The organism is Nitrobacter winogradskyi Nb-255, from assembly GCF_000012725.1.
GTDB classification, from domain to species: Bacteria; Pseudomonadota; Alphaproteobacteria; order Rhizobiales; family Xanthobacteraceae; genus Nitrobacter; species Nitrobacter winogradskyi.
This window is the reverse complement of the sequence record NC_007406.1, coordinates 689,203-707,807: the sequence shown is the minus strand read 5'-3', so window position 1 is coordinate 707,807 and position 18,605 is coordinate 689,203. Positions and strand designations below refer to the sequence as shown.

The window sequence follows — 18,605 nt, the reverse complement described above, 5'->3', positions numbered from 1 at the left end:
GGCGTCGAGCTTGCCGCTATCCTCCCCGGAAGCACGGAGCGGCCGGGAGCAGGAGCGCTGCTTCTGCTCCTGCTTAACCATGCTTGATCATCTCCCCCTCGCCAAGCACATACACCGCCCCCTGCTCGATGCGCAGGCTGGCGGCCGCCTGCGCGGTCTGAAGGCCGAGCACGGCCATCAGCGCCCGCGCCGTCCCGCTATGCGCGACCGCGACGGTGGAGGTTCTCAGCGAGCGATACCAGTCGCGCAGCCGGGCGGTGGCCGAGGCGTAGCTTTCCCCGCCAGGCGGCGCCACGCTCCACTTGTCAGCCTCACGCGCGGCAAAGACATCGGGATTGGCGGCCTTCATCTCCGCTAGGGTCAGACCTTCCCAATGCCCGTAGCCGACTTCGCGCAACCGGTCATCGACCGAATAGTCATGAGGCGACAAATCCAGTGCGCCGCGCATCAATTCCATGGTCCCGCGCGCACGGATAAGCGGGCTCGTGACAAAGCCCAGCCCAAAGGGATCGCGTCCCTCGCGCGCGAGCAGTTTGCGAAGAATGTCCCCCGCCTTCACCGCCTCGGCGCGGCCGAGATCATTGAGCGGAATGTCCTGCAAGCCCTGAAAACGGCCAAGGGCGTTCCATTCGGTCTTGCCGTGACGGACGTAATAGATGGTGGGCATATCAAGGGCGGCCGGACCGATGACCGGCTGGAATCGATGAGGTCATTCCAACTTCTCGCCTTGCAATGCTGAGAGGCCGGGAACACCTGCGACGCCAGGCTGGACATGACGGCGATGGTTGATGGGCAGACAAGATGACCGACATATACACTATTCGGTTCAAGGAAATACAGCGAGCGTTGGACCGCCCACCCGCCGATCACTCAGCCCGCGACCCGCGGGGCGGCTGACCTCGCTTCGCAGCGCGCGTTTCGGGATCGTCGGTCCGCCACGATATCCCTACCCATTCGTGACTTCCCATACTAAAATGAATGGCGACATTCTAGAGTCTCGAAAACTTCGCCAAAAAGGGCTTCAATAGCGCCCTGATCCCTTTTCCCGACTGAATAGTGGAACTACGGACTGGCTCAAACATCGTTTCATCCTACTATGGTCGGACCACACGATTGAGAAATCTGAGCATTTTGCCGCGTTGCGAAATCAGAACCGCGGGTGTGGACTAGGTCGAGGCGAACGGATCGCCAAGCTGATGAACCATCTAGAATTTTCTTAGGAAATCGCCGAGTTGCCATGCAGGCAGTACAGCAGGGGGTTACAATGTCGCGACGGACGCTGGACGACACCCTGACTTTCATCGCAAGGGTCGACAAGGCCTCGACCCCGGCGGAGATCGCCGATGCCGTTGTCGATGTCGCGCGACCGCTTGGCTTTTCTCACGTGCTTGCGGGAATCATTCCTATTCCAGGGATGACCGCAGAGCAGCAGATCTCGAATGTCGTCCTGCATCGGTGGCCGAAGGCGTGGAGCGAGCGCTATTTCACGAAAGGTTACCTGTTCGATGACCCTACCATACAGAGGGTCAATACCTCCACCGAGCCATTTTTATGGTCCGAGCTCGAACCAACCTATCGAAACACGCCCGCGCCGACACGCGTCATGGGGGAAGCACGCGAGTTCAATCTGGGGTGCGGTTTCACCGTTCCGATGATCACCCTCAACGGTCAAACCGCCGGCTTTTCCCTGGCAAGCGAGCGAGCCGAAGTCCCTTCCATACTCCGGGGCCAGCTTCAACTGATCGCGATGTACGCGTTCGCGCGCGCCCTCGGGCAAAAATACAAACCTGCTCCAGTAAACCTCACGCCACGGGAAATGGATATCCTGCAATGGATGGCGGAGGGGAAAAGTGATTGGGAGATCAGTGTTATCCTGAAGGTTTCAGAACATCTGGTCGACAAGATCGCACGCCAGCTTCGCGCCAAGCTCAACGCGACGAACCGCACCCAGACCGTCGCAGTAGCGCTCAGACACAATCTTATCCGATAGGTCAAGGTACGGATTCGCGTACTTGTTCGCCGCCTCTCCTTCGTCCTAACTCGACGTGGGTTACAGGCGGAGAATTTGAAATGATTCACATCGTAACGGCTGAGAATATCGGTTCATATCAGTACGAGATGGAGCAGGCTTATCGATTGCGTCACAATGTTTTTGTCGACGAGATGGGCTGGGATGATCTGCGCAAACCTGACGGCCGGGAGATCGACCAGTTCGACGACGGGCGCGCGCTTCACATGCTCTATATCGAAGAAGATCGCGTTCTCGGCTATCAGCGAATGTTACCATCGATGCGTCCGCACCTTCTCACGGAAGTGCTTCCGCACCTGTGCGAAGGGGATTTCCCCGTAGGACCGCATATCTGGGAATGGACTCGCTACTGCGTGACGCGGCAACATCGCGATCGCGGACGCATTCTGAGCCCGGTCGGCAACCTGCTTTTGTCCGCTATCGTCGAATGGGGCCTGGCGAGCGGCGTCCAGAAGATCATCATCGAGATGAATCCGTTGTGGCTCCTTCGCCTGGTGCAGTTGAACTTCCGCGTGACGCCCCTCGGATTGCCGCAGCAGATCGGCAAAGATTCGATCATTGCCGTCACCGCCGCATTCGACCGACGCACGCTGAAAAAACTTCAGGAAGTGCGCGGCAATATCGTCCCGGCCATTGTCGCCCAGCCTGAAGCCGACCAGCGGCTTCGTGCCTAGAGCATGATCCCGAAAAGTGGAAACCGGTTTTCGGAGAAGATCATGCTCAAACGAAAAATAGCGACGAGTCTGATTCAACGCAGTTGAAACGGACTCTAGCCAAAGATTCAGGCCGTTTCGTACCAGAAGTTCGGCGGTTTCAATCACCAGCAATCATCTTTTCATGGCCAATACTCGCGTGGAGCGGCACGACAATGTTAATACATCTCGAAAGATATGTAGCGGTTGAAAAATTGATCGATGACGCCTGGGAGATGTCCCAGCAACTCGATCTCGGCCTGGTGAAACTGCTTCTCGAAATGGCGAAACTTGAGCTTTATGAGGAGATGCAGGCCGTCATCGGTTCAAACGAGATCAAGCGCGCTGAAAAGCGCGCTGGAGGCCGCCGGCAACTGCAGTAAGATCGGCTCGCGTCAAAACCGCTGTCCATCGGCGTGACTAACATGGCCAGCCGAGGACAAGCCCCCAAGTTCGCCGTGCATCCTCAAGCCCGGTTGCGCGACAACGGGATGGGCATCCCGGCCATCCCGTCGCGCGATCAAGGTTCGCCGGCGCGAGCGCGCTAACCCAGATCGCCACGGGGGTTGTAGGAGCGCGCGTCACGCCACTTCTCCATCAGCGCTTCAAGCTCGGCATCATTGCCATCGGGCAGCACGATCCGCGTCGTCACGAACAGATCGCCGGTGACCCCGCCCTTCGGGATACCCTTGCCCTTGAGGCGGAAGGTGCGGCCGCCCGACGTGTTCTTCGGGATCGACAGTTCCACCGCACCGCCGAGCGTCGGCACCCGTATCTTGCCGCCCAGCACCGACTCATAGAGCGTGATCGGCAGTTCGGCGCGCAGATCGCTGCCGTCGACCTTGAAGAACGGATGCGGCGCAACCGTCACCGTAATCAGGAGATCGCCGGGACGATGCCCCGGCACGGTTTCGCCCTGTCCTCTCAGCCGGATCTGCTGGCCCGACGTGACGCCGGGCGGAATCCTGACATTGAGTTCCTTGCCGCTGGGCAGGCGGATGCGTTTTTCTCCACCCTTGAGCGACTCCTCGAGCGTTACCGTCATGGCGACGTTGAGATCGAGATCAGGCGTACCGAACGTGCTGGACTCGAAGTCGAACGGCTGCGCACCGGGCCGGCGTCCACCCCGCGCGCCGCCGAACATGCTGTTGAGGATATCCTCAAACCCGCCGTCAAAACCGGGGCCGCCGCCGCGGAAGCCGTGTTGCTCGAAGCCGCCGCCGGGCCGCTGGCCGCGCGGACCGCCGCCGCCCGGGAAACCCTGGAACCGCGGCTTGCCGTCCGCGTCGATCTCGCCGCGGTCGAACTGCTTGCGTCTGACCTCGTCGCCCAGGATCTCGTTGGCGGAATTCAACTCCGCGAACCGCTCGGCGGCCTTCGGATCGTTCTTGTTGGCATCGGGATGGTGCTTCTTCGCGAGCTTGCGAAAGGCACTTTTGATGGCGGCGGCGCTGGCACCCCGCTGCACCCCCAGGACCTCATAGGGGTCGCGCATCCTTAACGTCTCCTTCAGGAATCTGGACAATGGGCCCCCGGACCCACGCGCTCATCATTTGGGGTATCCGTGGCATTTTTGCAACGAGGTCGTCAGCCTATTCGCAGCGGACATTCTGCGTCAGCTTCGCAAGGGTTTGAGGGACCGGATTTCCCACTGGCCGCCGCGGGCCTTGCAAGCCGCGCCCTGCAACCAGCTTTCGGATTTTTCGTTAACGTAACTCGCCAAAAAATCCCGGCAGGTGCGGCCCTCGGCGGTATAGGCTTGCGCCAGCGGCGTTACCGAGCCCCGCGCGCCGGTCGAGGGGTTTTCCCACGGCTGGCTCGCATCCTTGCTCCCTCTGGTCAGCACGTCGGAGGCGGCCGTGCGCGCGAAAGCGAGATCGGTATCCGTCGGACCTGCATGTGCCCGCGCGGCGATCGATCCGGTAGCCTCGCCATCCTCCATCTGCGCGAAAGCCGCATGATTCCGCGCCACGCTGCAGCCTCCGGCCGTCGCCCCGATCATAATCGCCGCCACGATGGCGGCAAAAGGCTTGATCGCAGATAGGCCGACGCGCAGATGTGCCCTATACAGGTTTGCGCTGTATAAGGACCGCAACGGACTCTCGACGACGGACCGGCGCAACCTGTGGACCCCTTATGAACGACACCACGGACATCAAACACACAAGCCAGTTAACGTCCGGTGATTTCACGGAAGCCCGAGAGCCTTTTGCCCTTTTCGAGGCGTGGCTCGCGGAAGCCACAGCATCGGAACCCAACGATCCCGACGCCATGGCGCTCGCCACCGCGGATGCCGACGGCCTGCCCGATCTGCGCATGGTGCTGATGAAAGGCTTCGATGCCAGGGGCTTCGTATTCTACAGCCACATCGCCAGCGCCAAGGGCCGCGAACTCGCCGCGAACCCGAAAGCGGCGCTTCTCTTTCACTGGAAGTCGCTACGCCGGCAGGTGCGCGTGCGCGGGCCGGTGACGCCCGTTACCGATGCGGAAGCCGACGCCTATTTCGCCACCCGCCCAAGGCAGGCGCAGATCGGCGCCTGGGCCAGCAGGCAGTCGCGTCCGCTCGAAAGCCGCCTCGCGTTCGAGCAGGCAATCGCGAAGGAGGCCGCAAAATACGCCATTGGCGCCGTGCCTCGGCCGCCGGGCTGGAGCGGCTGGCGGATCACGCCCTTGCAGTTTGAATTCTGGCACGACCGTCCCTTCCGCCTGCACGACCGCATCGAATTCCGCCGCTCCGCGCTCGACGTGCCGTGGACCAAGACAAGGCTGTATCCATGACCCCCGACAAGGCAAAGCCGCGAACCGAGATGGCGACGGTGGCCGACCCCCACGCGCCCCGCCGCACGCTGCTGCTCACCGGCGCAAGTCGCGGCATCGGCCACGCCACCGTGATCCGGTTTTCCAGCGCCGGCTGGCGCGTCATCACCTGTTCCCGGCACCCCTTCCCTGAGCAATGTCCGTGGGACGCCGGCCCTGAGGATCACATTCAGGTCGATCTGTCCGATCCCGACAATACGATGGAGGCGATCCAGGAAATCCGCTCGCGCCTCGAGGGCGGCAAGCTGCACGCGCTGGTCAACAATGCCGCGATCTCGCCAAAGGGCGAGGGCGGCTCGCGGCTGGGCTCGCTGAACACCGACATGGAGACCTGGGAAAAGGTCTTTCGCGTCAACTTCATGGCACCGATCATGCTGGCGCGCGGGCTGATCGGCGAACTCAAGGCCGCGAGGGGCTCCATCGTGAACGTCACCTCGATCGCCGGCTCGCGCGTGCATCCGTTCGCCGGCGCGGCCTATGCGACATCGAAGGCGGCGCTGGCCTCGCTCACCCGCGAGATGGCGGCGGATTTCGGCCGCATCGGGGTGCGCGTCAACGCCATCGCGCCGGGCGAGATCGACACCTCGATCCTGTCGCCTGGCACCGAGAAAATCGTGCAGCGCCAGATTCCGCTGCGCCGCCTCGGTACGCCGGACGAGGTCTCAAAAATCGTCTACGTACTGTGCACGGAGACCAGTTCATACGTCAACGGCGCGGAGATCCACATCAACGGCGGCCAGCACGTTTAGAGCATTTTCCGGCGAAGTGGATACCGGTTCGCCGCAAGAAAATGCGACCAGACAACCATTTCCAGAGCATGGTCCGATTCAACTTGATCGGATCATGCTCCGGTGGACGGAGTTGCCTCTCAAAACTCTCAGAGCGAGCCCTTGCCGTCCCGGCCCGCCCGCAAGCAGGAGAGAGGGCTCACGCCATCGCGGAGCGATCGCTGTTAAAACACTTCACTCCGCGCAAGACTTTTCACTCCGCGCAAGACCTTCGCGGCGGCGCTCGCAATGCCGGCGCGGCAAGACCCGCGCTGGAGCAATCGTCGTCGTCCTCGCCGTCGAGCAACGCGGCGCCGCAATGCCGGCAGGTGCGCATGGAAGCAGACGAACCATGCGCGACCGCATTCGCCGCGCTGAATCTACGCAACCGTTGATAGCTGCGAAAATCGAGGACGTTGCGATCCCCCGTTACGACTTTCTCAACCATTGTAACTCCCGAGATTTCACGCTCGGGTTATGGCAGCAATCCTTCTTGGAAAGCGTTCAGGCGAACACTCAAATTTTACGAGCAAACTTGTGGCAAGAGCTGACGCAAGCACCGCGCCCGGAAGCCGATCTTCCAGCCTGTTTTCCATTTGAAGACTATGTAGGGCCGCATCGCAGCGAACGAGACGGTCTATCAAGACGGTCTATCGAGACCAGGCTTTCGCGCTATCGGGATCGATGTCGGCGCGATAGATCCCGGCATCTGCAAGAGCCTCCGCCGCAACGGGAGGCGAATGCCGCCTGTTCATTTTCAGTACGCCGGAATGAGCCTCTTTTCCGGTCTTGGAACGCTGCGCCACCCCGATTAAGGCTCGGTATTTGCGGCAAAAATACCACAGCCGCGGCCCCACGTAAGGACCGAGGCTTCTGAGCACTGGAATTCGAGGGAAATTCGACAATAATGCGCCCAGAGAATCTTAGCTCCGTCCGGATTTCAGTGGGCATTTGGAAAACAACATGTCGTTTCTTCGAATCAAGCAGCTCGGGATTTTGGTCGCGGGCCTGATGCTGTCGGGCTGCATGGCCACTCAATACCAGTCCGCCGACACCAGCAGCTTCAAGCCGCGCGACAAGGATCTGTTAGCCAAGGCCTCCTACGCGAGAACGCCGGTTGCCGCCTCGTTCCGCCGCGCGATCGTCGATTACCACCGCAAGGAAGCGCCGGGCTCGATCCTTGTCGATTCCGACAACCACTACCTCTATTACGTGCTCGATAACGGCAAGGCCATCCGTTACGGCGTCACCGTCGGCGAGGAAGCCTTGGCGTTCTCCGGCATCGCAAGGGTCGGCAACAAGCGCGAGTGGCCGGACTGGATTCCGACGGCCGACATTCACAAGCGAATGGGAGGACTGCCGTCACGGGTGGCGGGCGGACCGGATAACCCCCTTGGGGCGCGGGCGCTGTATCTTTATCAGGGCAGCAAGGACACGTTGTTCCGCATCCACGGCACCAACCAGCCGGAGTATATCGGCACCTCGATCTCCTCAGGCTGCATTCGTATGACCAACGAGGACGCCATCGATCTTTATGATCGCGTCAAGGTCGGAACGATGGTGGTCGTGCTTGAGCCGAGGCGCAGCGCGCGGATGGCTTCGTGGGGCGGCAACGGAAGCGTGAACTGACGGAAGCGTCGTGAAAAGCGTGATGCTGGCTGAAAACCGCATCACACTTTCCTCATCTCGCGCCAGTTTCCTTCCGCTTCCCGCAAAGCGGGACACTATGATTTTGATCCGATGCGTTGATCTTGATCTGACGCGTTTTCCCAACAATCGGTATCATCCTCGGGTCAAGCTCGAGGATGGTCCCGAATTGCTCTCGCTGACGATCAGTTGAACAGCGGCCTGAGGAACGGTGGCAGATCGAGGCGCGGTCTGTGTTTTCGCTTCGCCGAACGGGTAGCTGAAAGCCTCGTCGATGACCTCGAAACGGACGGCGACGGCTTCGCATCCTCCGCGACCTTGCCTGGTTCCGTGCGGGAAAGCGGTCGCTTTTGCGGTATCGGCACCGCAGCCGGGAGTTGGGGCGGATCATCCGAAGCCTGGGAAGCGACGCCAGACGCCGCCGCACGCTCGGGGACCCCTTCCGACGCCTTCTCCTTTTTATTCTTTTCTTCCGCCGGTTCGCGCAGCGAGGTTTTCGCGGGGCGCTCGGGCGGAAGCAACGGCGCAACCCTGGGCATCGGATCGTCGATCTTCCATTGGCATATCCGGTAGCCGTTACGGCGTCCGGCCAGATCGAGATGAATATGATCCTCGTGGTAGCCGTCCGAACCCGGCCCGAGGACGGTCGTAAACCGCGCGCAGACCGAGTTCAGCAGCTTTTCGCGCAGCTCGCGCGGGACGCTGCGGTCGGTTAGGGTAATCGTCCGGCCGTTGGACATCCTGACTGAACGAACGTCCAGCGCATTGGCGTGCCCGTGCTCTGAGAGCTTCGCTCCGGCAACGCGATTGCGTCCTCTGCACTCGAACGAATCGAAATTGTCGAGTTCGCTGACCCGGCTTCCGAGCCTTTCCGCCAGCGGCGCTATATCGGCTCGAACCCAGTCTGCGATCGCCGAAGCCATCGTACAGCGCAGCGTGGCGGCCGGCTTGACCGGAACACGCGTCCGATCCGGCAGCACGACGGCCTCGAGCCGCACCAGATCGGTACCGCCAGCACGCGCCAGGCCCTGTGATAGCCGGAATGCTCGGAGCGATGGCCACCGCATCGGTCAGCGCCAGGCGGCAGGCGGAAGGCGCCGATGGAGCCACGGGATGCTCCGGCGCCCCCGCATGCATTCTGTCGCTGCGGTCGGAGGCGGGACCGATGGTCGGGCGAGGTTGCGGCAACGGCGTCCTGCTTTCAGCCAACACCGCTGCTGGCATAAACAGGATCGCGATCGCCGCCACGACCCACCGGTCGCGGCCTGCCATGCCAACCGATGGTTTGCGGTGTTCACGCCTCGCGTTAAATGTGATGGCGGTCCCGCGGAACAAGGACAATCCGGAGCACGAATCAAGAGGAACGCTCGAATGCTCGGCTTGATGCAGGACTGGCCTCTGCTGTGTCATCGGATCATCGATCACGCGGCAAGGATTCATGCCGGGCGCGAGGTGGTCACGCGATCTGTCGAAGGTCCGATTCATCGCACCAACTACGCCGAGATTCGCGGCCGCGCGCTGAAACTCGCGCAACGGCTCGATCGCCAGGGTATCAGGCTGGGAGACCGCGTCGCCACCCTCGCATGGAACACCTGGCGTCATCTCGAAGCCTGGTATGGCATCATGGGTATTGGCGCGGTCTGCCATACCGTCAATCCCCGCTTGTTTCCGGACCAGATCGCCTGGATCATCAATCATGCGACTGATCGCATCGTGATGACCGATATCACTTTCGTCCCGATTCTGGAAAAGATCGCCGGCAGGTTGCCGAGCGTGGAGCGCTATGTGGTTCTCACCGACGGGGCTCACATGCCGCGGACCTCGCTGAAAAATGCGGTCGCGTACGAAGACTGGATCGCGGAAGCCGACGGCGACTTTGCCTGGAAAACCTTTGATGAGAATACCGCGGCGGCGATGTGCTACACATCGGGAACCACGGGCGATCCGAAAGGCGTGGTGTATTCGCACCGCTCCAATGTGCTGCATTCGATGATCGTCAACAACGCGGACGCGCTCGGCGCTGGTTCGAAGGATACGCTCCTTCCGGTTGTGCCGTTATTCCATGCCAACAGTTGGGGAACCGCGTTCTCCGCGCCGTCGATGGGCACCAGGCTGGTCATGCCCGGCGCCAGGCTCGACGGCGCATCGGTGTACGAACTGCTATCTGGCGAGAAGGTCACGTTCGCGGCGGGCGTTCCCACCGTTTGGCTGATGCTGCTCCAGCATATGGAGACAGACAACCTCAAGCTGCCGGACCTCAAGGTCGTGATCTGCGGCGGCTCGGCGATGCCGCGCTCGATCATCAAGGCGTTCGACGACATGGGCATCGAGGTACGCCACGCATGGGGCATGACGGAGATGTCGCCGCGCGGCACCGTCGGAGCGCTGCAAGGCGCGTTCAGCCACCTCAAGGGAGACGCCAGGCTCGATCGGCTGCAGATGCAGGGATACGCGCCGTTCATGGTCGAAATGAAACTCACCGACGACGCCGGCAACGAGTTGCCGTGGGACGGCAAGACCCCCGGCCGGCTCAAGGTGCGGGGTCCCGCGATCTCCGCCGCCTACTATCGCGTCGATGACGATATCCTTGACGAGGAAGGCTTCTTCGACACCGGCGACGTCGCCACGCTCGACAGCTACGGCTACCTGAGGATCACAGATCGATCGAAGGATGTGATCAAGTCGGGAGGCGAATGGATATCGTCGATCGATCTGGAGAATCTCGCCGTTGGCCATCCCAAGGTGGCGGAAGCCGCCGTGATCGGCCTGCCCCATCCGAAATGGGGCGAACGCCCGCTCCTGATCGTGCAGGTCAAGCCGGGTGAGAGCGTGACGCGCGAGGAGATGCTCGATTTCATGGACGGCAAGATAGCCAAATGGTGGATGCCTGACGACGTTGCGTTCGTCGACAGCATCCCCCACACCGCCACCGGGAAGATCCTGAAGGCGGCGCTGCGCGAACAGTTCAAGGGCTAGGAGCATTTTCCGGCGAAGTGGATACCGGTTCGCCGCAAGAAAATGCGACTAGACAACCATTTCTAGAGCATGGCCCGGAAAAGTGGATACCGGTTTTGCGATCAGAATACGCGCACGTTTTGATCGAGAGCATTTTCTTCAGGCTAAACGGATTCAAAAAGACGAAAGAAAAAAGACAAAAGAAAAGCGGGAAGCGGCGTACCGCCTCCCGCGAGCGTTGTTGGTCAGGCACCAGCCCCGACCGGCTCCAGAGTGCCGAAACGGCCGCTCTGGAAATCGATCATGGCCTGGCGGATCTCACCCTCCGTATTCATGACGAAGGGACCGCGCATCACCACCGGCTCGTCGATCGGTACGCCGGACAGGATCAGCACCAAGGCATCACCATTGGCCTCGATGGTCACCTCGCCGCCATTGCGGTCGAGCAGCGCGAACTGCGCCTCGCGGGCAATCTCGCTGCCGCCAACCAGTACGGTGCCCTTCAGCACCACCACCGCAACGGTGTGCCCCTCCGGCGGGTTAAGCGTCGCAACGCCGTCGCGATTGAGCTTCACGTCGTAGATACCGACCGGCGTGAAGGTTTTCGCAGGCCCCTTGCGGCCGTCGAACTCTCCCGCGATCACCCGCAACCGGCCCGCGCCGTCCGGCAGGTCGACCGAGGGAATATCCGCGTTGAGCAAGGTCTGATAGCCAGGCTCCGCGTTCTTGTCCCTGGCCGGCAGGTTGACCCAGAGCTGCACCATCTCCAGCGCGCCGCCCTTCTTCGTGAAGGCGCGGGAGTGGAACTCCTCGTGCAGGATGCCCGAGGCGGCCGTCATCCATTGCACGTCCCCAGGCCCGATCAGCCCACCGTTGCCGGTGGAATCGCGGTGCTCGACCTCGCCCTGATAGACGATGGTGACGGTCTCGAAACCGCGATGCGGATGGACGCCGACGCCGCGCGGTCGCTCCGCCGGGGTGAAATCGGCGGGGCCGGCATAATCCAGCAGCAGAAACGGGCTGACATGGTCGCCGTGGCTGGCGTGCGAAAACAGCGAGCGGACCGGAAAGCCATCGCCGACCCAATGCTGCCGGGGGCCGCTGAAAACACCGAGAACCTTTCTCATGATCGTCACTCCGTAACGCAGCCGGATCGGCCGCCGTCTTGGCATCAACAATATGAGCGAGACAAAGAACCCGCTAGCTGGCAATATCGCGCCTCAACGTTCTATTGATGGAACGATATGCATGATCTCAACGACCTCTACTTTTTCGTCCAGGTGGTGGATCACGGCGGCTTCGCCGCCGCCGCCCGCGCGCTCGGCATTCCGAAATCGCGACTCAGCCGGCGCATGGCGACGCTCGAAGCCCGGCTTGGCGTCCGGCTGATCCAGCGCTCCACCCGGCGCTTCACCGTCACCGGCATCGGCCAGGACTACTACCGCCATTGCGTCGCCATGCTGGTGGAGGCGGAGGCTGCGCAGGATCTGATCGAGCGCTCGCGCACCAAGCCGCAGGGAATCGTGCGGATAAGCTGCCCGCCGCCGCTCCTCTACTTCCAGGTCGGCGAGATGATCGCCCGCTTCATGGCCGAGTGCCCCGATGTCGAGGTCCATCTGGAGAGCACGCCGCGCCGCGTCGATGTCATCGCGGATGGGATCGACATCGCGCTCCGGGTGCGGTTTCCGCCGCTGGAAGACAACGACCTCGTGATGCGGGTGCTGGCGGAGAGCGCGCAGCGGCTGGTGGCGAGCCCGTCGCTGCTGAAGAAACTGAGCCACCCGCCCGTCCCCGCCGACCTCGCCCACCTGCCGAGCATCGGCTGGCAGTCGCCACATCACCCCCATGAGTGGTCACTCGACGGTCCCGACGCCGGCACCGCGCGGATCCCGCACACGCCCCGCTTCATCACCGAGGACATGGTGGCGCTGCGCTTCGCGGCGTTGCGCGGCATCGGCGTCGGACAGTTTCCGACAATGATGGTGAAGGCCGATCTTGAAAGCGGCGCGCTGGTGGATGTACTGCCGGACTGGACGCCGCGCGCCGGAATCGTCCACGCCGTGTTTTCATCGCGGCGCGGTCTCCTGCCTTCGGTGCGGGCGCTTCTGGATTTCCTGGCGGCGGAGTTCGCCGTGCTGACGCGCGCGGACGCCGACATTTCTCCGCCGCACAAAATGCGCTAGAAAATTTTCCGGCTTTGATGGAATCAGGATCAAGCCTTTGTTTACGCGAACACTCGTTTTGCTCGAAACGCTATAGACGATCCCGGCGAAGACGAGCCGCCGCAACGAACCGCTTTATGGCCCGCAGGTTTTCCGCACGCTATCAAACCGAACCGTTCTCCGCGCTGGCGACCTGGGCGCGGCGGCTCGCGGTGTTCTCGGCGGTCGCGACGGTGGTGTCCGTCGCCGCCGTGAGGTTCGGCATCCTCGAGAGCAAGCCCGCGCTCGCGACCTTGTTGGGCGCACTCGCCTGCGCCGGGCTGTCGGTCCTTTTGGCGCTCGCAGGCCTTGTCGCGCTGTGGCGCGACGGCTCACGCGGCATAGGCCGTATCCTGACAGCGCTGCTGCTGAACGTGCTGGTCCTTGCCTATCCGGCATACCTCGCCGTGCGACATCGCAACCTGCCGCCGATCCACGATATCACCACCGATCCGGTCAACCCGCCTCACTTTGAAGCGCTGGCGCGGCTGCGCGGCATGGATGGCGCTAATTCCGCCGTCTATGCCGGTCTTTATTCAGCCGAGCAGCAACGCGCGGCGTATCCCGCGATCGAGCCGGTGGAACTGGACCTCACGGCCCAGCAGGCCTTCGACATCGTCCGGCGGCTCGTCACGCGGCGCAAATGGCTGGTGATCGATGAACGCCCGCCGCAGCCGCCGCGGCAGTCCGGCCATATCGAGGCCGTGGCGAGAACGCCGGTCATGGGTTTTCGCGAAGATGTCGCGATCCGCATCATGCCGACAGAAGACGGCTCACGCATCGATATCCGCTCCTCCTCGCGTTATTTCGAGCACGATCTCGGCAGTAACGCCGCGCGGGTCAGCAGCCTGATCGACGACATCAATATCGCGGCTGAAAACGTCGTCGATAAAGCGGTGAAGGAGCCGCCCGTGCCGGTCAAACCGCCTGCCAGGGGCGCGGTCAAGCGATAGGCCTCAAGCAAGCCAGTAGCGCCCTTCGATGACGGGATCGCCATCCGTGAGCACGAGGCCGCGCGCCACCAGATCCTCCAGATGCGCAAGCACCGAATAGCCGGCGGCGCCGGACAACCGCGAGTCGAGCCCGATATAGATGGCGCGAACCAAAGTCGCGATATCGGCCTCGCCTTTCGCCAATCGATGCAGGATCGAAACCTCGCGCGCCCTGCGATGCCGCGCAAGGAAGCGCACGAAGCGGGGCGCATCCCGGATCTCCGGGCCATGACCGGCGAAATACAGGTGCTCGTCGCGCATCGAGAGTTTTTCGAGCGACGCCATGTAGTCCGTCATCGAACCGTCCGGCGGCGCCACGATCGAGGTGGACCAGCCCATGACGTGGTCGCCGGCGAAAAGAACACTGCGATCCTTCCACGCAAAGGCCATGTGGTTGACGGTATGGCCCGGCGTGGTCACGGCTTCCAGCGCCCATCCCTCGCCCGTCACGCCGTCGCCGTCGCCAAGCCGGACGTCCGGATCAAAGCCGCGATCCGCGCCCGATTCCGGCTTGTGCTTTTCGCTTTCAAAGCGCGGGCGCGAGGCGCGATGCGGCCCCTCGGCATAAACCCGCGCGCCCGTGGCGGCCTTGATGCGCGCCGCATTGGGAGAATGATCCTTGTGGGTGTGGGTGACGAAGATGTGCGTCACGGTCTCGCCCCTCACCGCATCGAGCAGCGCCCGCGCATGAGCCTCGCTGTCAGGGCCGGGATCGATGATCGCCACCTTGCCTCGCCCGACAATGTAGCTCACCGTTCCCGTGAAGGTGAAAGGACCGGGATTATCGCACAGCACGCGACGGACCCCAGGCATGACTTCCTCGGCAACGCCTGGCTTCAACGGAAAATCCCGGTTGAAGGGAATGTCTTCGGTGTCGGACATGAACTGACCCAAGCCGTCATTGCCGGACAAATCGTCCAGCGGAATGTTCGACGATTTCGCCTTAGAGCATTTTCCGGCGAAGTGGATACCGGTTCGCCGCAAGAAAATGCGACCAGACAACCATTTCTAGAGCATGGTCCGATTCAACTTGATCGGATCATGCTCTAGATCACGATGGTTTTGGATCGAATCGATTCAAAACCATGAACGTGATCGATTCCAACATTTTAGAGCGGGATGCGGGCGGAAAACCGCTACACACTTTTCCTCATCCCGCTCTAGGCGCAGGCATCCATCGCACACAATCCGGCGTCGCCAAATATCCCCTTGTTCGACCGGACCGAGGAATCAGCCGGTCGAAGGACAGCGCAAGTTCGGATGACTGCCGCACCCCTCGATCTCGCCGCCGCACGCGGCTCGGCCTGACCGGTCAGCCGGGCTCCAAACCCGGCAGATAGGCCGCGCCGCCGCCCTTGACCGCGAGCCGTCGGCCGAAGCGCGCAGCCAGTTCCTCGCGGTGGGTGATAACGATCAGCGTGCGGCCCTGCATGACCGCGCGGACGTTCGCGATCACCTCGGCCTCGGTCTGCGGGTCGAGCGACGAGGTGGCCTCGTCGAGGATCAGCACGTCGGGACGCCGGATCAGGGCGCGGGCGATCCCCAGGCGCTGGCGCTGACCCGCCGAGAGCGGCTCGCCGTCGGCGGACAGAGGCGTGTCATGTCTGCGGGGCAGTCCGTCCACGACCTCCCCAAGGCCGGCGATCCGCAGCGCTTCCATGACTTCCGGAAGGCAGAAGGAGCGGTCCCACAGGGTGACGTTGTCGGCGATGCTGGCGCTGAAAATCTCCGTCTCGTGCGGCAGCATCAGGACGCGGCGGCGGTAGGGGGTCAGGCCGATGCCCGCGGCGTCGGCCGCGCCGGCGAGCACAGCACCCTCGCTCGGCTGCATGAATCTTGCGACGATGTGCGCGAGCGTGGTCTTGCCGCCGCCCGACCGGCCGGTGACGGCGATGTGCGATCCCGAATCGAGCGCGAGATCGACGGCCCGCAGCACGGGAGCGGCGTCCGCCGCATAGCGATGGCCGACGCCTGCGAGCGAGAGCCCGGCATCGGGGCTCCAGTCCCGGCCCGAGTCAGCATCCAGGTCCTCGAGCTCCGCGGCGCGCAGTTCGGCGATGCGCGCAATTGCGGCCATGGTGCGCTGCGCCGCCTCCCAGTGCGTGCACATGCTGCCGACCGGCCCGGACAGCGACGCCGAGACCGTGAGGAACAACACCAGTTCGCCGATGCTAAGCTCGCCCCGGCTCACCATCCAGACACCCACGACGACCACGATCCCGGGGACGAAGGTCAGCCATCCGCGGCTCGCGGCCTCCGTGTCGGCGATGCGCTGGCGCATCGCCGCCAGGCTTGCGTTCTCCGCCTTCAGCTTGTCCGCGAAACGGTCCGCGATCGCGCGATGGGCGTTCATCGATTTAATCGTCAGGAGCGAGGCAAAGGCTTCGACGATCACGGTGAAAGCGCGGTCCCGGTCGAGAATCCAGGACGCAAAGGCGTTCCGGCTGCGCCGCGCCAGCACGGCCGCCGTTACAAAAGCGAGCGCCGTTGCGCCGAGCGACACCACGGCGAGCAGCGGATGGACCACCAGCAGCAGCACAGCATAGCTCGCCGCCAGGATCGCCGCCGTGACGAACTCCGGCATGGTGCCGGCGATGAAGCCGAGCGTCTCATCGAGGTCGTCGAACGAGCGCATCATGGTGGCGCGGCTGTTGTCCCGAAGCTTATGCAGCGGCAACCGCAGGCCGGTGATCAGCAGCGCCGGGGCGATGCGCGCTCGCAGCCGGACCTGCGCGGCGATGGTGAAGCGGTGACGCAGCCAGGTCAGGCCCGCGTCCAGCAGCGCGAGCGCCGCGAAGGCGGCGAGCACGCCGAGCGCGAGCAGGCCCATCGCGCCGACCCCCGCCTCCGCCCGGTCGATCAGTTGCGCGATGAGGATCGGCGGCAGCACCGCGAGCAGGCCGAGCGCGAGCGAGGCGGCGATCGCGGGCGCGAACCGGCCGGCCTCGGCGCGGCAGGCTTCGCGGTACAGTTCCCAGAACGCCCTGGGCCCGCTTCCCAGGCGGCCTTCGACCAGAGCGTCCCAGGCGTTCATGGAATCAGGATTTCAGGAGGTCGGCCATGGCGGACGCCATCGGCGCGCCGGTGGTCAACTCGATCCAGTACCACTGGCCATTGGGGTTGAGTTCGACGAACACGGTCTCGCCCTCGGGCGTCACGATCAGGTCGAAGGCGCCGAAACGCAGGCCGAAGCGCCGCATCATCGCCTTGAGCGCAGCCTCGACCTTGTTGTCCAGGGTCACCATGCTGTGGGCGATCCGGTCCGGCGTCACCATCCGCCAGTCGATCCTGGCCGCCTCGTCGGCCTGGGAATCCAGCCGGCAGGCGAACACCACATCGCCGATGACGGTGACGCGCAGTTCGTAGGCCTTCTCGATGTACTCCTGGAGCAGCGTGGGGCACAGCGCGATGCGGTCGGCGTGTGCGTCGAATTCATCCTGGCCGACCTGGCGCGAAAAGATGAAATACGATCCGTTCGGGGTCGAGTAACCCGCCTCCTTCATCGCCTTGCACAGGATGCTGCCCTGCGTCTGAGCGGCAAAGCGCCGAGCCTCTCCGGGGTCGTTGGTGATCAGGGTGCGCGGCACCCGGAAGCCAAGCTCGCTCGCCAGGCAGAGCTGGGGAAACTTGCGCTGCGACACCCGGTTGCTCTCGGGGTTGTTGTACCAGGGCCGGTCGTGGAAGCAGCTCAGCGAGTTGAGAAGCTCCAGCGTCTCGCCCTGGATCATATCCGCGGTGCCGCACTCCTCCACGCCCGGCGGATTGTTCGATTCGATCGGCTTGCGGTGCCATATCGCGTGAACATCATGCGGAAAACGGACCGAGCGGCCCCAGATGTCCTCGAACGTTACACTGCGATCGCCGGAACGCAGCACGGTCTTGTACTCGGTGTGAAAATCGTCGGTGTTCAGGCGGAAGAACGGCTGCCCACGCGCCTTCAACTCGCTGATGACGGCATCCGCGTGAGTGTCGAGCTTCGCCGTGATGATGAGGATTGGGCTGGTTTCGCTCATGGCGCGATGCCGGAGAAGCCACCGCGCCGGCCAGCGGCGCGGTGGCTGGACAGGCTAGTCGTCCCGCCGATGGGTCGTGTCGCTGGAGGTCGCGCCGCCGGCCGTGCGGTGAGTACTGTAGGTGCTGCTGATCTGGGCGTGGAGCGGAGCAATCCAGGTCTGGCTCATCGGATCATAGTACCCCTCCGACTCAGCGTCCGCCACGTCCATGTCCACGGGACGGGCGTTCAGCATCACGAACGCCAGCTGCTGGCTGGACGGTTCGCTACCGGTCTGCTGTCTCATTCGATCTTCTCCTGTGAAAGTTTCTCTTGCGAACGCACGAAAAGCTCTCCCGCGGCGGCGACCCGGTTGGTTGCCCCCAACCCGCTTGGCCGAAGCAGAGGAAGACGTTCTGCCATGAATGAATGTTCCCCTGCCACCCCCCGATCACAGCTATGGCAAAAAAATGGCGGGCGGCGTCCAGGCCCGTGCGTGACGGATCGGAGAACC

Annotated in this window: 19 protein-coding genes and 1 pseudogene; 9 read left to right on the top strand and 11 right to left on the bottom strand. The window is 63.0% G+C overall.

Translation table 11 applies throughout. The features are described 5' to 3' along the window. Nucleotides 1–73: 73 nt before the first annotated feature. Nucleotides 74–667: a histidine phosphatase family protein gene (locus NWI_RS03260; RefSeq protein ID WP_011313955.1), complete on the bottom strand. Its 594-nt coding sequence runs from the start codon at nt 665–667 to the stop codon at nt 74–76. Nucleotides 668–1,237: 570 nt separating this feature from the next. Here NWI_RS03260 and NWI_RS03255 point away from each other — a divergent pair. The 3 genes from NWI_RS03255 (at nt 1,238) to NWI_RS03245 (ending at nt 3,104) form a co-directional block, all read left to right on the top strand. Further along, nucleotides 1,238–1,990, top strand: coding sequence for a helix-turn-helix transcriptional regulator (locus tag NWI_RS03255; RefSeq protein ID WP_244374961.1), 753 nt, complete (start codon nt 1,238–1,240; stop codon nt 1,988–1,990). A gap of 80 nt (nt 1,991–2,070) precedes the next feature. After that, entirely contained in the window at nt 2,071–2,703 is a 633-nt protein-coding gene (locus tag NWI_RS03250) for an acyl-homoserine-lactone synthase (RefSeq protein ID WP_011313953.1), read from the top strand. A 233-nt stretch (nt 2,704–2,936) separates the two neighbouring features. Next, nucleotides 2,937–3,104 (top strand): hypothetical protein, encoded by a 168-nt coding sequence (locus tag NWI_RS03245; protein WP_244374960.1) that lies wholly within the window; start codon nt 2,937–2,939, stop codon nt 3,102–3,104. A 161-nt stretch (nt 3,105–3,265) separates the two neighbouring features. On the opposite strand, the gene NWI_RS03240 is transcribed toward NWI_RS03245, so the two are convergent. Both NWI_RS03240 and NWI_RS03235 read right to left on the bottom strand, forming a co-directional pair. Continuing rightward, nucleotides 3,266–4,216, bottom strand: coding sequence for a DnaJ C-terminal domain-containing protein (locus NWI_RS03240; protein ID WP_011313951.1), 951 nt, complete (start codon nt 4,214–4,216; stop codon nt 3,266–3,268). 120 nt (nt 4,217–4,336) lie between these two features. After that, nucleotides 4,337–4,693, bottom strand: a complete 357-nt coding sequence (locus NWI_RS03235) for an RT0821/Lpp0805 family surface protein (RefSeq protein ID WP_347335897.1) — start codon at nt 4,691–4,693, stop codon at nt 4,337–4,339. Between the two features lie 164 nt (nt 4,694–4,857). On the opposite strand from NWI_RS03235, the gene pdxH reads away from it, so the two are divergent. Both pdxH and NWI_RS03225 read left to right on the top strand, forming a co-directional pair. Continuing rightward, nucleotides 4,858–5,499, top strand: a complete 642-nt coding sequence (pdxH, locus tag NWI_RS03230) for a pyridoxamine 5'-phosphate oxidase (protein WP_011313949.1) — start codon at nt 4,858–4,860, stop codon at nt 5,497–5,499. After that, nucleotides 5,496–6,287, top strand: coding sequence for an SDR family NAD(P)-dependent oxidoreductase (locus NWI_RS03225; RefSeq protein WP_011313948.1), 792 nt, complete (start codon nt 5,496–5,498; stop codon nt 6,285–6,287). Before pdxH ends, NWI_RS03225 begins: the two co-directional genes overlap by 4 nt. A 232-nt stretch (nt 6,288–6,519) precedes the next feature. Here NWI_RS03225 and NWI_RS16630 read toward each other — a convergent pair whose 3' ends face one another. Together NWI_RS16630 and NWI_RS17830 are read right to left on the bottom strand one after the other, a co-directional pair. After that, nucleotides 6,520–6,753: a hypothetical protein gene (locus NWI_RS16630; RefSeq protein WP_081431695.1), complete on the bottom strand. Its 234-nt coding sequence runs from the start codon at nt 6,751–6,753 to the stop codon at nt 6,520–6,522. A gap of 202 nt (nt 6,754–6,955) precedes the next feature. Then, nucleotides 6,956–7,111: a hypothetical protein gene (locus NWI_RS17830; protein ID WP_187148009.1), complete on the bottom strand. Its 156-nt coding sequence runs from the start codon at nt 7,109–7,111 to the stop codon at nt 6,956–6,958. Nucleotides 7,112–7,268: 157 nt separating this feature from the next. On the opposite strand from NWI_RS17830, the gene NWI_RS03220 reads away from it, so the two are divergent. Further along, the gene (locus NWI_RS03220) at nt 7,269–7,934 is read left to right on the top strand and encodes a L,D-transpeptidase (protein ID WP_011313946.1); all 666 of its coding nucleotides are present in this window, start codon (nt 7,269–7,271) and stop codon (nt 7,932–7,934) included. A 203-nt stretch (nt 7,935–8,137) separates the two neighbouring features. Here the strand turns inward: NWI_RS03220 and NWI_RS03215 are convergent. Next, nucleotides 8,138–9,224 (bottom strand): annotated as a pseudogene (locus NWI_RS03215) (extensin family protein). A 99-nt stretch (nt 9,225–9,323) separates the two neighbouring features. Here NWI_RS03215 and NWI_RS03210 point away from each other — a divergent pair. Further along, entirely contained in the window at nt 9,324–10,928 is a 1,605-nt protein-coding gene (locus tag NWI_RS03210) for a fatty-acid--CoA ligase (protein ID WP_011313944.1), read from the top strand. Between the two features lie 224 nt (nt 10,929–11,152). On the opposite strand, the gene NWI_RS03205 is transcribed toward NWI_RS03210, so the two are convergent. Further along, nucleotides 11,153–12,034 (bottom strand): pirin family protein, encoded by an 882-nt coding sequence (locus NWI_RS03205; RefSeq protein WP_011313943.1) that lies wholly within the window; start codon nt 12,032–12,034, stop codon nt 11,153–11,155. Nucleotides 12,035–12,151: 117 nt separating this feature from the next. Between NWI_RS03205 and NWI_RS03200 the strand changes: the two genes are divergently transcribed. Both NWI_RS03200 and NWI_RS03195 read left to right on the top strand, forming a co-directional pair. Next, nucleotides 12,152–13,090, top strand: coding sequence for a LysR family transcriptional regulator (locus NWI_RS03200; protein WP_011313942.1), 939 nt, complete (start codon nt 12,152–12,154; stop codon nt 13,088–13,090). Nucleotides 13,091–13,206: 116 nt separating this feature from the next. Then, nucleotides 13,207–14,061 carry a DUF1499 domain-containing protein gene (locus NWI_RS03195; RefSeq protein ID WP_041344704.1) on the top strand — a complete coding sequence of 285 codons (855 nt, stop codon included), beginning with the start codon at nt 13,207–13,209 and terminating at the stop codon, nt 14,059–14,061. A gap of 3 nt (nt 14,062–14,064) precedes the next feature. Here the strand turns inward: NWI_RS03195 and NWI_RS03190 are convergent, their stop codons facing one another. From NWI_RS03190 to NWI_RS03175, 4 genes are all read right to left on the bottom strand, one after another. Beyond that, nucleotides 14,065–14,982: an MBL fold metallo-hydrolase gene (locus tag NWI_RS03190; RefSeq protein WP_011313940.1), complete on the bottom strand. Its 918-nt coding sequence runs from the start codon at nt 14,980–14,982 to the stop codon at nt 14,065–14,067. 430 nt (nt 14,983–15,412) lie between these two features. After that, nucleotides 15,413–17,134 (bottom strand): ATP-binding cassette domain-containing protein, encoded by a 1,722-nt coding sequence (locus NWI_RS03185; protein WP_011313938.1) that lies wholly within the window; start codon nt 17,132–17,134, stop codon nt 15,413–15,415. Between the two features lie 4 nt (nt 17,135–17,138). Then, nucleotides 17,139–18,113 carry an MvdC/MvdD family ATP grasp protein gene (locus NWI_RS03180; protein ID WP_011313937.1) on the bottom strand — a complete coding sequence of 325 codons (975 nt, stop codon included), beginning with the start codon at nt 18,111–18,113 and terminating at the stop codon, nt 17,139–17,141. Nucleotides 18,114–18,167: 54 nt separating this feature from the next. After that, nucleotides 18,168–18,398 (bottom strand): hypothetical protein, encoded by a 231-nt coding sequence (locus NWI_RS03175; protein WP_011313936.1) that lies wholly within the window; start codon nt 18,396–18,398, stop codon nt 18,168–18,170. Between the last annotated feature and the right edge of the window lie 207 nt (nt 18,399–18,605).

Coding starts and splice junctions, on each gene's coding strand:
- NWI_RS03260 (WP_011313955.1), bottom strand. CDS start 667: ATGCCCACCATCTATTACGTCCGTCACGGCAAGACCGAATGGAACGCC.
- NWI_RS03255 (WP_244374961.1), top strand. CDS start 1,238: ATGCAGGCAGTACAGCAGGGGGTTACAATGTCGCGACGGACGCTGGAC.
- NWI_RS03210 (WP_011313944.1), top strand. CDS start 9,324: ATGCTCGGCTTGATGCAGGACTGGCCTCTGCTGTGTCATCGGATCATC.
- NWI_RS03195 (WP_041344704.1), top strand. CDS start 13,207: ATGGCCCGCAGGTTTTCCGCACGCTATCAAACCGAACCGTTCTCCGCG.
- NWI_RS03200 (WP_011313942.1), top strand. CDS start 12,152: ATGCATGATCTCAACGACCTCTACTTTTTCGTCCAGGTGGTGGATCAC.
- NWI_RS03250 (WP_011313953.1), top strand. CDS start 2,071: ATGATTCACATCGTAACGGCTGAGAATATCGGTTCATATCAGTACGAG.
- NWI_RS03175 (WP_011313936.1), bottom strand. CDS start 18,398: ATGAGACAGCAGACCGGTAGCGAACCGTCCAGCCAGCAGCTGGCGTTC.
- NWI_RS03205 (WP_011313943.1), bottom strand. CDS start 12,034: ATGAGAAAGGTTCTCGGTGTTTTCAGCGGCCCCCGGCAGCATTGGGTC.
- NWI_RS03220 (WP_011313946.1), top strand. CDS start 7,269: ATGTCGTTTCTTCGAATCAAGCAGCTCGGGATTTTGGTCGCGGGCCTG.
- pdxH (WP_011313949.1), top strand. CDS start 4,858: ATGAACGACACCACGGACATCAAACACACAAGCCAGTTAACGTCCGGT.
- NWI_RS16630 (WP_081431695.1), bottom strand. CDS start 6,753: ATGGTTGAGAAAGTCGTAACGGGGGATCGCAACGTCCTCGATTTTCGC.
- NWI_RS03180 (WP_011313937.1), bottom strand. CDS start 18,113: ATGAGCGAAACCAGCCCAATCCTCATCATCACGGCGAAGCTCGACACT.
- NWI_RS03185 (WP_011313938.1), bottom strand. CDS start 17,134: ATGAACGCCTGGGACGCTCTGGTCGAAGGCCGCCTGGGAAGCGGGCCC.
- NWI_RS03240 (WP_011313951.1), bottom strand. CDS start 4,216: ATGCGCGACCCCTATGAGGTCCTGGGGGTGCAGCGGGGTGCCAGCGCC.
- NWI_RS03190 (WP_011313940.1), bottom strand. CDS start 14,982: ATGTCCGACACCGAAGACATTCCCTTCAACCGGGATTTTCCGTTGAAG.
- NWI_RS03225 (WP_011313948.1), top strand. CDS start 5,496: ATGACCCCCGACAAGGCAAAGCCGCGAACCGAGATGGCGACGGTGGCC.